Annotated in this window: 10 protein-coding genes and 1 pseudogene; 7 read left to right on the forward strand and 4 right to left on the reverse strand. The window is 42.9% G+C overall.

The window, feature by feature from the left end; genetic code table 11:
- Both CXF78_RS04450 and CXF78_RS04455 read left to right on the forward strand, forming a co-directional pair.
- Positions 1-479: pseudogene (locus CXF78_RS04450) on the forward strand (nitric oxide reductase transcription regulator); the annotation flags it as partial.
- Between the two features lie 165 nt (positions 480-644).
- Positions 645-1,559 (forward strand): L,D-transpeptidase family protein, encoded by a 915-nt coding sequence (locus tag CXF78_RS04455; protein WP_041413714.1) that lies wholly within the window; start codon positions 645-647, stop codon positions 1,557-1,559.
- A gap of 152 nt (positions 1,560-1,711) precedes the next feature.
- Here the strand turns inward: CXF78_RS04455 and CXF78_RS04460 are convergent, their stop codons facing one another.
- Complete coding sequence (locus CXF78_RS04460; RefSeq protein ID WP_102036099.1) at positions 1,712-2,509, reverse strand: polymer-forming cytoskeletal protein; 798 nt, start codon at positions 2,507-2,509, stop codon at positions 1,712-1,714.
- Positions 2,510-2,620: 111 nt separating this feature from the next.
- Between CXF78_RS04460 and zapE the strand changes: the two genes are divergently transcribed.
- A complete protein-coding gene (gene zapE, locus CXF78_RS04465; protein ID WP_102036100.1) occupies positions 2,621-3,829 on the forward strand; it encodes a cell division protein ZapE in 1,209 nt (402 codons plus the stop codon).
- Between the two features lie 53 nt (positions 3,830-3,882).
- Here zapE and CXF78_RS04470 read toward each other — a convergent pair whose 3' ends face one another.
- Positions 3,883-4,167, reverse strand: coding sequence for a DUF3081 domain-containing protein (locus CXF78_RS04470; RefSeq protein WP_011638697.1), 285 nt, complete (start codon positions 4,165-4,167; stop codon positions 3,883-3,885).
- 227 nt (positions 4,168-4,394) lie between these two features.
- Here CXF78_RS04470 and CXF78_RS04475 point away from each other — a divergent pair, with 227 nt between their 5' ends.
- A complete protein-coding gene (locus tag CXF78_RS04475; RefSeq protein ID WP_011638698.1) occupies positions 4,395-5,348 on the forward strand; it encodes a sodium-dependent bicarbonate transport family permease in 954 nt (317 codons plus the stop codon).
- A gap of 215 nt (positions 5,349-5,563) precedes the next feature.
- Here the strand turns inward: CXF78_RS04475 and CXF78_RS04480 are convergent, their stop codons facing one another.
- Together CXF78_RS04480 and glnE are read right to left on the reverse strand one after the other, a co-directional pair.
- Complete coding sequence (locus CXF78_RS04480; protein WP_102036101.1) at positions 5,564-6,547, reverse strand: GGDEF domain-containing protein; 984 nt, start codon at positions 6,545-6,547, stop codon at positions 5,564-5,566.
- Positions 6,548-6,633: 86 nt separating this feature from the next.
- On the reverse strand, positions 6,634-9,483 hold the full coding sequence (glnE, locus tag CXF78_RS04485) for a bifunctional [glutamate--ammonia ligase]-adenylyl-L-tyrosine phosphorylase/[glutamate--ammonia-ligase] adenylyltransferase (protein ID WP_180957046.1): 2,850 nt from the start codon (positions 9,481-9,483) through the stop codon (positions 6,634-6,636).
- Between the two features lie 163 nt (positions 9,484-9,646).
- On the opposite strand from glnE, the gene CXF78_RS04490 reads away from it, so the two are divergent.
- From CXF78_RS04490 to CXF78_RS04500, 3 genes are all read left to right on the forward strand, one after another.
- Positions 9,647-10,609: a hypothetical protein gene (locus CXF78_RS04490; RefSeq protein WP_011638701.1), complete on the forward strand. Its 963-nt coding sequence runs from the start codon at positions 9,647-9,649 to the stop codon at positions 10,607-10,609.
- A gap of 13 nt (positions 10,610-10,622) precedes the next feature.
- On the forward strand, positions 10,623-11,522 hold the full coding sequence (locus tag CXF78_RS04495) for a DUF350 domain-containing protein (protein ID WP_059746645.1): 900 nt from the start codon (positions 10,623-10,625) through the stop codon (positions 11,520-11,522).
- A gap of 3 nt (positions 11,523-11,525) precedes the next feature.
- The coding region (locus CXF78_RS04500; RefSeq protein ID WP_102036103.1) for a polyamine aminopropyltransferase at positions 11,526-13,113 on the forward strand (1,588 nt) is incomplete at its 3' end.

Raw genomic sequence — 13,113 nt, forward strand, 5'->3', positions numbered from 1 at the left:
TGGTTCCGCCGCTAAGAGAACGTCAACAAGATATCCATTTGTTAGCCGGATTCTTTATCGAGCGCTATCGGCAACAATTACACTTAGCCCATTTGGGGTTAGAGCCTTCATCACTGCAATTACTCGAGCAATATGATTGGCCTGGTAACATTAGAGAACTTGAGCATGCCATCCATCGAGCTGCGGTATTAGCCAAATCACAAAGCCAAAAAGACGGTATATGCATCATTAAAAATAGTCATTTTGAATTTGCACAGCCATCGTCCACTGCTATACATTCAAACAAAAACCTTCCGCTTAAACAGTCGGTAACATCTTTACCACAAACAAGCTTACGTGATGCAACAGACCAGTTTCAAAACCAATTTATCCAACAGATATATAGTCAACAAGGGAGTAATTGGGCTGCAACCGCACGCCAATTGCAAATCGACTCGGGTAACTTACATAGGCTAGCTAAACGCTTAGGATTAAAATAAAAAGTGAAAAAAATCAGTTGAAATATTAGCCGTAATAAGTGACGATGCGCCCTAACCATCTATACAAATGATCTGTACTAATTATTTGTACTAAATAGTCAAACTTAGCAAGATATTGTAGTCTGACTAATATGACGCCTGTTTTGGAATGATATAATCCTTATGATAAATTCGTTACGCTCTACTTTACTTGCTGCGACAGCCATTGTGTTAAGTTTTTCGAGTGCTGCTGTTGAATATCGCCTACCTGCTGAAGGCAGTAATTTAGTAGGTGAAAATCAATATTATGTTGTTCCTGAGGGGAAACTAACCTTAGAGCAAATTGCTTCACAGTTTCAGCTAGGGTTGACTAATTTATTAGAAGCTAATCCAGGTGTTGATCCATTTCTACCTAAACCGGGTAGCACATTATTGATCCCGCATCAGCTAATTCTACCTAACGCTAAAAGAGAAGGTGTGGTCATTAACTCTGCCGAGATGCGTTTGTATTATTATCCGAAGGGTAAAAATACTGTCGAAGTATTGCCTATTGGTATTGGTCAAATTGGTAAAGATACCCCTGAAAATTGGGTAACAACAGTACAACGTAAACGCGCTAATCCAACTTGGACACCTACGGTTAATATTCGTAAATCATACGCGGCTAAAGGGATAACATTACCGGCTGTATGGCCAGCAGGCGCTGACAACCCAATGGGTTTATTCGCCCTTTATGTCGGTAACTTGTATGCGGTTCACGGTACTAACGCCACGTTTGGTATTGGTTTACGGGTAAGTTCTGGCTGTGTTCGTTTACGCGATGAAGACATTGAACATTTATATAATAGCGTACCGGTTGGCACACGTGTTGAGTTTATTAACCAACCGATTAAAGCCACTGAAGAACCTGATGGTAACCGCTATTTAGAAGTTCATGAGCCACTGTCACGAACTCAAGCTGAATTTGATTCGTTAGAACCAGTAGCACTATCATTCGATAAAGCCATGACTCGCTTTGTTGCTCACCCAGACACTGACTCATTTACATTAAAACGATTACTTGAGCAACGTACTGGAATGCCAACTCGGATTAATCCATAAGCATTAATCCATAAGACATAAAGATGTTTGGATTTATGCAAACATAACAAAAAATGGCTTTGTTAATTCAGTAAACACTGTGATTAACAAAGCCATTTTTTATATTAGCTTGATAGTTATTCTGTATTCTGAACTCGAAATAAGAAATCTGGTTACTTATCGGGTGTGGTTATCGTCGACCCATTCTGCTCAACATTATCGCTATCACTCACATTCTGGCTATCCCCCAATTCTTCACTGGTTTGTGCTAATGCATGTAAGTCTTCCATCGCAACGTTAATATCACTCTGACCAGCATTAATTAGCTCCTCGGCTTGTTCAGCAAATGAAGTCTGTTGATCCATTTCTTGCAGTAACGCGGCGGCATTTTCTTCTGTCACGCTCGATTCTGCAAACGGATATTGCTGGGTATTTGCTTGATTCATGTCAGTAGATGCTGCTTGAGTGCGATTTAACGCAGAGCTGATTGTCGGCTGCATAATCATAGCGGTAATAATCACAATAGCAGCTGCCGCCACCAAGCTAAGTTTACCCCTAGAAATTGGCGTTTTGTTATCCGACATTGAAGACGTTTTCCCTTGACTGGCTAAACGCTCGCTATCAACTTGAGGTAACCCCGACGATTCAGGCCCTTTAGTGCGCATGCCGATAAATTGACCGCCATCATAAATCTCCATTTGATGACTCGACACCTCACCTTCAACAATACCTGAACTGACAATAATGAGTTTATTACAATGTAATTTACCTTTAAATAAACCAGACACTCGCAGCTCTTGGCAAAAAACTTCACCTTCAACAACACCACTAGGCTCAATTTTTATTTGATCGGTTGAACTGATTTTCCCCTTAGTTTGGCCCGCTATCATTGCAGGGCCTTGGAGGTGCATATCACCTTCCAACGCCATATCGACACCAATATAGGTCATGCCCTTATTTTTATTATTCATTTTGGGTCCTTGTTAGGGGTAGTACTCTAGGTTAATACTTTTGGTTAATCGATTGTTATTTTTATCACCAGAGCTTAAAGGAAATACACTTCATAATAAAGTAAGTCGTTAATGGTATACTACCCAGATCAACAATTTACCCTAAGTACTATGTCGCCATTACAAGTTTACCAGCAACGTCTTCAGCAAAATATTGTTGATGATCCTGCGCAGCAGCAAGCCATACTCGCGCTAGATGTGCTTTATCAGCAATGCCTATCGGTTAGTCAAAATAGCCGTGGCTTATATTTATGGGGCGATGTCGGCCGAGGGAAAACCTTTTTGATGGATCTGTTCTATCAAAGCTTGTGTAGCCAGAGTCTGTGCGATCAAAATATCCCTAACTCAAAGCCTCAAGCAGATAAAACCGTATTACGCCTGCACTTTCATCGTTTTATGGCCATGGTCCACCAGCAATTAAATCAAACATCGGGGATCCGTGATCCATTAACTTACATTGCTAAGCAGATTGCGGCTAAATATTCTGTTATTTGTTTTGATGAGTTTTTTGTTGCAGACATCGGTGATGCTATTTTACTCGGTCGATTATTTGAAACCTTATTTCAATCAGGCGTCACCTTAGTCGCAACCTCAAATGTCCCGATTATTGACTTATATAAAAATGGTTTACAGCGCGATCGTTTTTTACCCACTATCGATCTGCTCTTGCAATATACCCAATCGATTCATTTAAACGGTCAAATCGATCATCGCTTACACTCTCGCGCCGCAACGTCAACAACATCAGCCCACTGGTTAACATTACCGTCGACAATAACACCTCAAGCGGTGTTTACACTTTTGTGTCAACGATACCCACAAGCTAATGCCAGCATAGCAAATACATCTGACTCAATTGAAATTTGTCAGCGTGCTATTGCCATTGAGGCTCAATATGGACAACTTGCCTGGTTTGAATTTTCAGCGTTGTGCCAAGGGCCGCGTTCGGCATTGGATTACATTGAATTAGCCGGACGATTTAGCCATGTATTACTCAGCAATGTGCCTAGATTAGGCGGTGAAGTACGCAGTTGGATTAAAGCTCGCGGCACTGAAGATGGCGCACTAGCAACCACCACTGGCGAGCGACAACTGGCGTATGCCAGTGAAGACGATCCGGCTCGACGTTTTATTAGTTTAGTGGACGAACTGTACGATCAAAAAGTGATGTTAATCCTCAATAGCGACTGCAACTTAGAAGATTTATATGTCGATGGGGCATTACAGTTTGAATTCAGACGCACTTATAGTCGCCTTATTGAAATGCAACAATGGGCGTAAATAGGCCTGCGGTACTGAAATAAAGCGCTTAACAGGCCACTCTGTGATGTAGCTTATGCTGCTTGATAATTTTCAACGTCACTAAATCGACGTAAAAAGTTGTCAAGAGCATCATTGGTTGGATAATCGAATTGGTACTTATTGTGAAAAAATACCGTCAAGCTAACCTGAGCATCAGCTAAGGTAATGGTATAACCATCGTGATCCGTTTGCGCACTAATACCGCATAACCAATAATCATGACCATGATGACCGTCTTCAAGCGCCCGCTTTTCACCATATTGCGTGACTTTGTTAAACACTTTCAATGCGCGGTGAATATCAATTTCATTTTTCATATCATGCTCTGCTATTAATGTTTTGCATTGTCATTCAAGGATACTATACGCCAATTGCACTTAATAGATCAGCGAAGAACAACATGATAGATCTGCAAAGCACAAAACAATAGATCAACCCTGAGTCGGCCAGTCTACTTCGGCAGTATTTTTTCGCTGAAAACATTTCCCTTTGTTAACACAACAAGGCAGAATCGCGATACTTTATAACAGACAGAACCTATACCATGCCTGATATTGTGATTGCCTTTTTTGCCCTCGGTTTGCTTGCCGGGTTGATAAAGTCTGATTTAAAAGTCCCTAAAGCGACCTACGAAACCCTATCTATCTTGCTTATGCTGACGCTAGGACTAAAAGGTGGCATGGCACTGCATGGTGAAACAGCCAATTTAGCAATCTCCGAATTACTGTCTGTTATTGCACTTGGGTTCATTATCCCGCTTAGCCTTTATCCTCTACTGCGAAAATTAATTCAATTACCGCAAAAAGAGGCCATTAGTATTGCAGCCCATTACGGCTCAGTTAGTGCGGGAACATTTGCCGTGGTGATGACTATGGTCGATCAATCTCAGTGGCCTTTACGACCAGAAACAACGCTGTATCTAGTACTCCTCGAATTGCCTGCAATTATTATCATGCTATGGCTACACCGTTACCTACAAGCGAAGGTAGCTGGTGATAGCAAGCACTCTTCGGCTGGCAGCGTATTGCACGAAGCACTGACAAGCCGCGGAGTCGTATTACTCTGTGGAGGGGTGATCATAGGCTGGATATATGGCACTAGCGGCATGGCACCGCTCACACCAATGTTATTGGGTGGTTTTAAAACGTTATTAGCACTGTTCTTATTAGAAATGGGGATTAGTACCGCCAAAGTATGCTTTCCCATCCCTTACAAACAATGGCGCTTATTGGTATTTGCTGCGGTAATTCCATTTGTTCTAGCATGGGCGGGTATCGGCTTAGGGGTGTTACTTGATTTACCATCTGGCAGCATTCTAGTGCTTGCTGGCCTTAGCGCGAGTGCGTCTTATATTGCAGCACCGGCTGCAATTAAGGCAGCAATACCAGATGCTAACATTGGTTTAGCGATGTTGGCATCACTTGGGATAACCTTCCCGATAAACGTATTAATTGGCTTACCTATCTATCAAATGTGGATAGAACAGATATTAAGTTGAACATTAATACACTTATAACCGTGCTGGTAAATCAATGTTAACGGCTGTTGTTAACGGCTCTTGTCAACGATGGTTGTTAGCGTTGATTTAATTCGCGACGGATGTGCAAATGAATAATGGTTGCGGCAAGTGTATTATCTGCAGCAGCTTAGCGTTCTTATCGAGTAATTTTCATATGAATGATAAGTAAACCAATATCATCAGCCGAATCATCGCTATTTCACATCAATTTGAGTTCTCTGGTGATGTTTTTCTTTATCGACAAACATGGCTTTATCCACCTTAACCAAATAATCATTTAACGATAATGACTGCCTGGCTTGTCGATGTGCCACGCCCTTACTGTACCTTAAATGGTATGGTTTACCGCTTTGCAAATTATGTTGATTAATGCACTGTTGAAAACGCTGTAATACACTATTAACGCTGACTTCATCGCTTTGGCTCAGCATGACCACAAATTCATCACCAGCAAAGCGGGCAATAATATCCGATTCGCGAAAGCTGTCGATCAATAAGCCAGCAAATGTCTTCAAGGCTGTATCACCTTCTTCATGGCCAAACTGGTCGTTAATTGCTTTAAAATAATCTAAATCAAAGAAAATTAAACACGTTTCAAAACCAAGCCTATCACCGTAAGCAATCGCTTTATGAGCAAGTAATTCAAAGCCGCGACGATTAGAAATACCGGTTAGCGCATCTAAGGTATTTTGCTGTATCGACAGTAGCTCTTCTGCGACAATTTTACCCAAGTCTTCTAAAGCAGCTTCATCATCTTTAGAGAAGGATCTCGGCTTGTCATCAATAATGCACAAAGTGCCGACCCTCACACCATTGGGCATAGTTAACGGATAGCCGGCATAAAATCGAATATTAGGTGCCGCCAACACAAGAGGGTTATCGGCAAAACGTTCATCTTTTAGCGCATCTGGCACAACTAATACATGTTGTTGATTAATAGCATGGCCACAGAATGAAATATCACGCCGTGTTTCACATATATCCAACCCCTGCACAGACTTGAACCATTGGCGCTCGGAGTCGATTAAACTCACCACACTAATCGATACTGAAAACAATCGTTTAGCCAACCGAGTGATACGATCAAAACGCTCTTCAGCGATCGTGTCGAGTACGTTCAGCCCTCGAAGTGTTTCGAGTCGAGTGTATTCATTGTCAGGTATCGGTGCCAGCAGCATTAAACAACCTACTTAATCAAAATAATAGTCCTATAATCAAAGCAGTTAAGTGACTAAATATCAACCTATGCTCTTTTTATTAATGTTTAAATCGCTAAAATTTCATTATAAATTTCAATTACACTGTCCGTTTTTTGCTGCACACTTTGTGTGGGTAATTTGCCAGGCAACTGTTGTAATGTCAGTTCATGATTCTCGTCACGCAGCCAGCAATAGGTTTGGGTTAAATGCTGGGCTTGCATGATAGGCAATAACTCCAGCTCCGCCAACACTTCAAAAATGCGTACATTATCAGACCAAATAGTTAATTCATGATATTGATGAGCATTCGCTAGCACTAAGTATTGAGCAATAAACTCTATATCGGCAATACCACCAGCACTCTGTTTTAGATCAAATTGCCCTGGTTCCACTTGCAACAAATGCTCGCGCATTTTTATGCGCATGTCTTTGACGGCTTTAGCCAATACCTGTTTATCACGCTCTATTTGCAATACTTGCGCGCGTAAATCACTAAAACGACCTGCAAGCGAATAATCACCAAACACAAAACGTGACCGCACTAATGCTTGATGCTCCCAGGTCCATGCTTCTTGTTGTAAATAGGCACCAAAATGCTCAATCTCACTCACCAATAAACCAGAAGCACCAGACGGACGTAAACGCATGTCTACTTCATATAACTCACCGGATGTTGTGCGGGTAGCAAATAAATGCACAATACGCTGAGCCAACTTCAGGTAGAAATGACCATTATCAATAGGACGCTTACCATCGGTGGTACCCGAACCTGTGTGGCCGTGTAAAAAAACCAAATCTAAATCAGAACCGTAACCCAGTTCAATCCCACCTAACTTACCGTATCCAATGACGGCAAATCCCATGTTACTTGGACTCGTTTCTGCCGGTATGCCATGGCGAGATGCCACCTGATGCCAAGCTTGTAACACCACTTGTTCAATAATGGCTTCAGCTAAAAAGGTTAAATGATCGCTAACCTGCATAACCGGTAATACCCCAGTAACATCAGCGGCCGCAATCTTCAGCTGCTGAGACAGTTTAAACTGCCGCAACGCTTCCATTTGCTGTTCCATGTCATCTTCGGGTACACGCAACAAATACTGGCGTAATTCGCTCGGGTAATCATCAATCGAGGTAATGTCATACAATTGCGACGGATCAATCAACTCATCGAGCAGCATTGGAAAATTAGCCAGCTCGCGGGCAATCCAAGGGCTTGCACAACACAAACTCACTAATTGTTGTCTAGCACCTGGGTTTTCACATAAAAGCTCTAGATAGGTGGTACGGGTTAAAATTTTATCCAGCACTTTGGCTACCGGTTTAAACGCTTGGCTCGGTTTAGTTTGAGTCACTAACTCTTCAAGCAACTTAGGCATTAACTTGTCTAAAGTCTCACGCCCTCGGGGTCCGATAGAACGTTTAGACACAGTTTGACGCCACTCACTCAGCAGCTGCCATAATTCTGCATCATCGACTTGTTGCTCTTGCAGCAATGCATTGGCATGTTCATCTTGCTGCACATTCCAAAATAAAGCAGTCCAATGGTCATTATGTTCATGACTATCAGTACCACCGACCGTGGCATTGAAATGGCCATGAATAGTGACCATTGCTTGATTAATTTTTTGACGAAGTTCGACTTCATCAGCCATGTCTAGCGGATAACATAAACGCTGCCAATCGAGCTCATTATTAGGCAGAGTTTGCGTTTGTTTATCGTCAATGGCTTGCAACAAGTTTTCCACTCGGCGCAATATAATATAACTGTGTTTAAGCTCATCAACGGCTAAGTATTCCAACTGCCCTAAGCTGTATAAGGTATCAATAGCACCAAATAGACTTTGCTGACGCAATGCAGGTTCGCGTCCACCACGTATCAACTGAAAACTCTGCACCACGAATTCGACTTCACGGATCCCGCCGGCACCGAGTTTAATATTGTCGGTTAATTGTCGACGCCTGACTTCTTGGGCAATAAGTTGCTTCATTTTACGCAATGATTCAATCGCAGAAAAATCAATATAGCGACGATAAACAAAAGGTCGCAGTAAATCATGCAACTCATCGCAATAGCCAGACCAAGGTCCAAGCACTCGCGCTTTGACCATGGCATAACGTTCCCAATCACGGCCTTGTTCTTGGTAATAGTCTTCTAAACCACTAAAACTGACCACTAAAGGACCACTTTCACCATAAGGTCGTAATCGCATGTCGACACGGAACACAAATCCATCAACGGTGACTTGGTCGAGTAAATTCACCAAGCGTTGACCCATACGGATGAAAAATTGCTGATTTGCCTGAGTCCGTCGACCACCAACGGTCTCACCATGTTCTGGAAAGGTAAAAATTAAGTCGATGTCTGATGAAAAGTTAAGTTCACGGCCACCCAGTTTACCCATGCCTAAAATCAGCAACGGCTGTGGATTACCTTCAGCACTTGTTGGCGTACCGTATTGCTGACACATCTCTTGATACAGCCAATCTCGCCCAGCAATCACCAATGCTTCAGCCAGTGCAGATAAGTCGAGAAGTGATTCTTCTACTGGGGTGTAATTTAAGAAGTCACGCCATGCTAAGCGCACCATTTGCAGATTACGATAACGACGTAAGGCAGACTTAACCTGCTCTTCTTGTGTTAAGTCCGCTATCAGCGAATGTAACTGCGCATCAAACTCACTGCGCACTACATCATCTAATAGGCCATCAAATAACTGCACAATCCATTCTGGATGACGACAAAGCTGCTCACCCATATAGTCACTTAACCCAAACACGGCCGTTAACTCTTGCTGTTGTATGGCTGTCAGTACTGTTTTAGCTTCCGGCCAAACGTCACAGAGTCTTAACCAGTAACGATCTGCGCTGTCTAACATCGCTGCAGATAATACTTTGTTACCTTGGTTTTGCATGGCAATAATGACCCCTAAAGAAAATGAACATTGGACATATTATGTCGTGAATGGTATATCTATCAGTCAGTCAAATGATCAGATTAATATCATTGACACTAAGATTACTATAACCTGTGTCATATTGAATTAGCACATGAAAAATCTACATTTTGGAGAAAACATGGTAGGTCACCTCCCCCGTGTACTCACATTGATAACGGTATTGTTTGTCACGCTAGCCCTTGGCGGTTGCGGTGACGATAGACCGGAACAAATTGCTAAGTACCAGCAACTGACCCAACAACGACTTGATCTGTTGGCTAGTTCGCTCGACAACAATCAGTTACGCAATGCGACGTTACTCAAACAATACACTCGAGTTCTCGCTCAGCGTCAATCCGACTTAACCCCATTACTCGAAGAATTGGCTAAAGATGCCAGCACTGAAGGACCAATGTTTAAGTCATTAACGCGTCGTTACAAAGACTTAAACGACAGCGCTAATTTTATTGATTTAGACCAACAGTTAGCTGAAGCACAGAATATTTATCAAGCCGCTGACACCAGCTTGTATAACGATATGCTGTCCGACCCAGTCAATGTTGTTGCCGATATGTCTAAAGGGCAACTCGCCAGAGTGAATGCGATCAGTCGTGAAGCTGAAGCGCTTGCTAATGGGACCGACGGTAGCGGTGCAGGCAGTCAGCTTGTGGGTAACCCGGCTTATGGTAGCTGGCAAAACAATTCTAGTGGCACGTCGATTTGGGCTTGGTATGGCATGTATGCGATGTTTTCTAACTTCACTCGCCCAATAGGTTACGACCGTTGGTCGGGAAATCGTGGTTACAGCTATTATAATGATGTAGGACGTTACCGTTATACCTCACCCAAACAAGCGACATCACAAGCCAAAACCTTTGAACAAACCAAGAAACGTTTTAACAGCCAAGGGAAGCGATTCGACAGCCCTTATGCAAAAACTCGAACAGGTTCTACAAGCTTGTCGCGTCAAAGTGCTAGCGCACCTAAAGCCAGTAGTACCACTCAGAGCGCGAGTCGTAAATTCCGTTCGAGCTATTCAAAAGACAGCAGTTTCCGTAACTCAAGCAGCCGCACTAGTCGCGGTGTTAGCCGTGGAAAATAGGTAAGGACTCACCATGACATTTTTTCAAGAATATGGCTTAACTCAACATTTGGCGATTATTTTAGCCATTGATTTAACCATCGCCATCGTTTTACTGGCGCTAATGCGTTATTTGCAAGGCTGGAGTATTAAAGTCAACAGCAGTGCAGAGCTAGCAGAACGTGACAATTTTGCATTTGGTATCAGTACCGCTGGTGCAATTGCTGCATTAGGGATTGTGCTTACAGGCGCCATTACCGGCGAGGCTGCACCGTCTTATTTAACCGAAGCTATTGGCATGTCCGCTTACGGCTTGTTTGGCTTAGTATTGATTAAATTAGGTCGCTTTTTGCATGATAAAATCGCCTTAAATGAATTTGCTAAAAATGCTGAAATTCTTAAAGGTAACGTGTCTGTTGCTGTGGTTGATGCCGCTGCCGCTATTGCTACAGCAATTATCATTCGCGCGGTCTTAATGTGGGCCGAAGACATTACTTTAGATACCTTCATTGCTATTTTTAGTGCCTTTTTGATCTCACAACTGATGTTAGTGATACTCACTCGATTACGTGAAAAACGTTACGCTAAACGTAATCAAGATGCCTCAATGCAGCAAGCCTTAACTCAAGGTCAAACGGCATTAGCATTGCGCCATAGCGGCTACATGATAGCCATGGCGTTAAGCTTCAATGCGGCAAGCCATTTTATTGTTTATGACCCAACGGCCTATGTAACCAACATTATCGGTTGGTGTGTATTCTCATTGATAATGCTAGTGGTATTATCGCTGCTGATCGCCTTAGTGAAAAAACTGGTGTTAGCCGGAATTAATCTTGCTGAGGAAGTCGAAAAACAACACAACATAGGTATTGCAGCCGTTGAAATGGCGATTAGTATTGCCGTTGCTCTTATTCTTACGGCGTTAATGGCTTAATTTATGACAACACCTTTGCTCGATGAACTTCCCACCAATACAACACCGGGGGACTCGCAGCAAAGTCCTCTATCATCCCGTCAAGTATCGAAGTTTGATGATGCCTTATTACTCGGCATCATGGCTTCGCTGGCGGGATGTGGCCTTATCTATGAATATTTACTGTCACACTATGCCGGTCGAATTCTCGGCGCACTAGAAGCTGCCATTTACACCATGATTGGGTTAATGATTGTGTCTATGGGTGTGGGCGCATTTGCTGCCCGTAAAATAAAATGCGCGTTTACAGGCTTTGCCATGCTCGAATTAACCGTGGCACTATGTGGCTCATTTGCCATTATCGTTACCGCTGCAGTGATCGGATTTGGTCAACAACTTCCATTAACTATCGCCAATACATTGGGCTTGCCGCCCGATCATTTACCCAATGGTGGCTTTATTGCCAGCCTGCAAACCCTTAGTGAATTCTTACCTTATGTGTGGGGAGTATTGCTTGGGTTAATGATTGGCATGGAGATCCCACTTATTGCTCGAGTTCGGCAATCTTTATCTGAAGCACACTTACTGCATAATGCCGGCACCATATATGGTGCCGATTACATTGGTGCTGGTATCGGCGCCGCTATCTGGGTTGGTTTTATGTTGTCGATTGATATTCAATTAGCAGCGGCATTAACCGCCAGTGTCAATTTACTCGCTGGGCTAGTATTTATTTGGCGATTTTGGGCACAGATCCGTCATGCTAAGTGGTTGCTAGTAGGCCACATTATTGCCAGCGTTGTGATTGGCTTACTCGCGGTTAAAGGCCCTAGCTGGGAACAGCATTTTAATAATCTATTATATAAAGATCATGTGGTTTACGCTAAAGCAACACGGTTCCAGCAGCTCAACTTTACTGAACGTTTGCGCGGTGGCGAATTGCCTCCAGTTTATAATTTATACATTAATGGTCGTCTGCAATTTTCGAGCAGCGACGAGCATATTTATCACAGCTTCTTAGTTCATCCAACATTAGCTGCCAGCGCACGTCACGATAACGTGTTAATTATTGGCGGTGGTGATGGTTTGGGGCTAAAACAAGTGCTCAAATGGCAACCAAAAGCCGTTACCTTGATGGATTTAGATAAAGACTTGCTGGCACTGTTTAAATCGCCTCCGGCAGATATGCCTGAGCACTTAAGAGATGCATTACTGACGTTAAACGGCGATGCCTTAAACGATCCTCGCTTAACGCTTATGGTCGACGACGCGTTTAACGGTGTCGATAAGCTAATTCAAAATGGCAAAATGTTTGATGCCATCATTGTTGACTTACCCGACCCAAGTCATCCAGACTTAAATAAACTTTATTCAGATTTATTTTATCGCAAGCTCAACGAGTTACTCAGCGCTGATGGCGTGATCACGGTGCAATCAACCTCACCTTACCATGCCCAAAAAGCATTTATGTCGGTCGGAAAAACACTGACTGCGGCTGGATTTAATGTAAAGCAGTATCACCATAATGTCCCTAGCTTTGGTGAATGGGGCTGGAGCATTGGCAGTAAAATGGGTAAAAACCCGCAGCAACGATTGGCTGCAATAGATGAAA

Source organism: Shewanella sp. 11B5, assembly GCF_002836795.1.
Lineage (GTDB): Bacteria > Pseudomonadota > Gammaproteobacteria > Enterobacterales > Shewanellaceae > Shewanella > Shewanella frigidimarina.

What these genes read in the sequence shown, in the direction of transcription:
- CXF78_RS04460 (WP_102036099.1), bottom strand. Translation starts at nt 2,509, where the DNA reads ATGAATAATAAAAATAAGGGCATGACCTATATTGGTGTCGATATGGCG.
- zapE (WP_102036100.1), top strand. Translation starts at nt 2,621, where the DNA reads ATGGTATACTACCCAGATCAACAATTTACCCTAAGTACTATGTCGCCA.
- CXF78_RS04470 (WP_011638697.1), bottom strand. Translation starts at nt 4,167, where the DNA reads ATGAAAAATGAAATTGATATTCACCGCGCATTGAAAGTGTTTAACAAA.
- CXF78_RS04475 (WP_011638698.1), top strand. Translation starts at nt 4,395, where the DNA reads ATGCCTGATATTGTGATTGCCTTTTTTGCCCTCGGTTTGCTTGCCGGG.
- CXF78_RS04480 (WP_102036101.1), bottom strand. Translation starts at nt 6,547, where the DNA reads ATGCTGCTGGCACCGATACCTGACAATGAATACACTCGACTCGAAACA.
- glnE (WP_180957046.1), bottom strand. Translation starts at nt 9,483, where the DNA reads ATGCAAAACCAAGGTAACAAAGTATTATCTGCAGCGATGTTAGACAGC.
- CXF78_RS04490 (WP_011638701.1), top strand. Translation starts at nt 9,647, where the DNA reads ATGGTAGGTCACCTCCCCCGTGTACTCACATTGATAACGGTATTGTTT.
- CXF78_RS04495 (WP_059746645.1), top strand. Translation starts at nt 10,623, where the DNA reads ATGACATTTTTTCAAGAATATGGCTTAACTCAACATTTGGCGATTATT.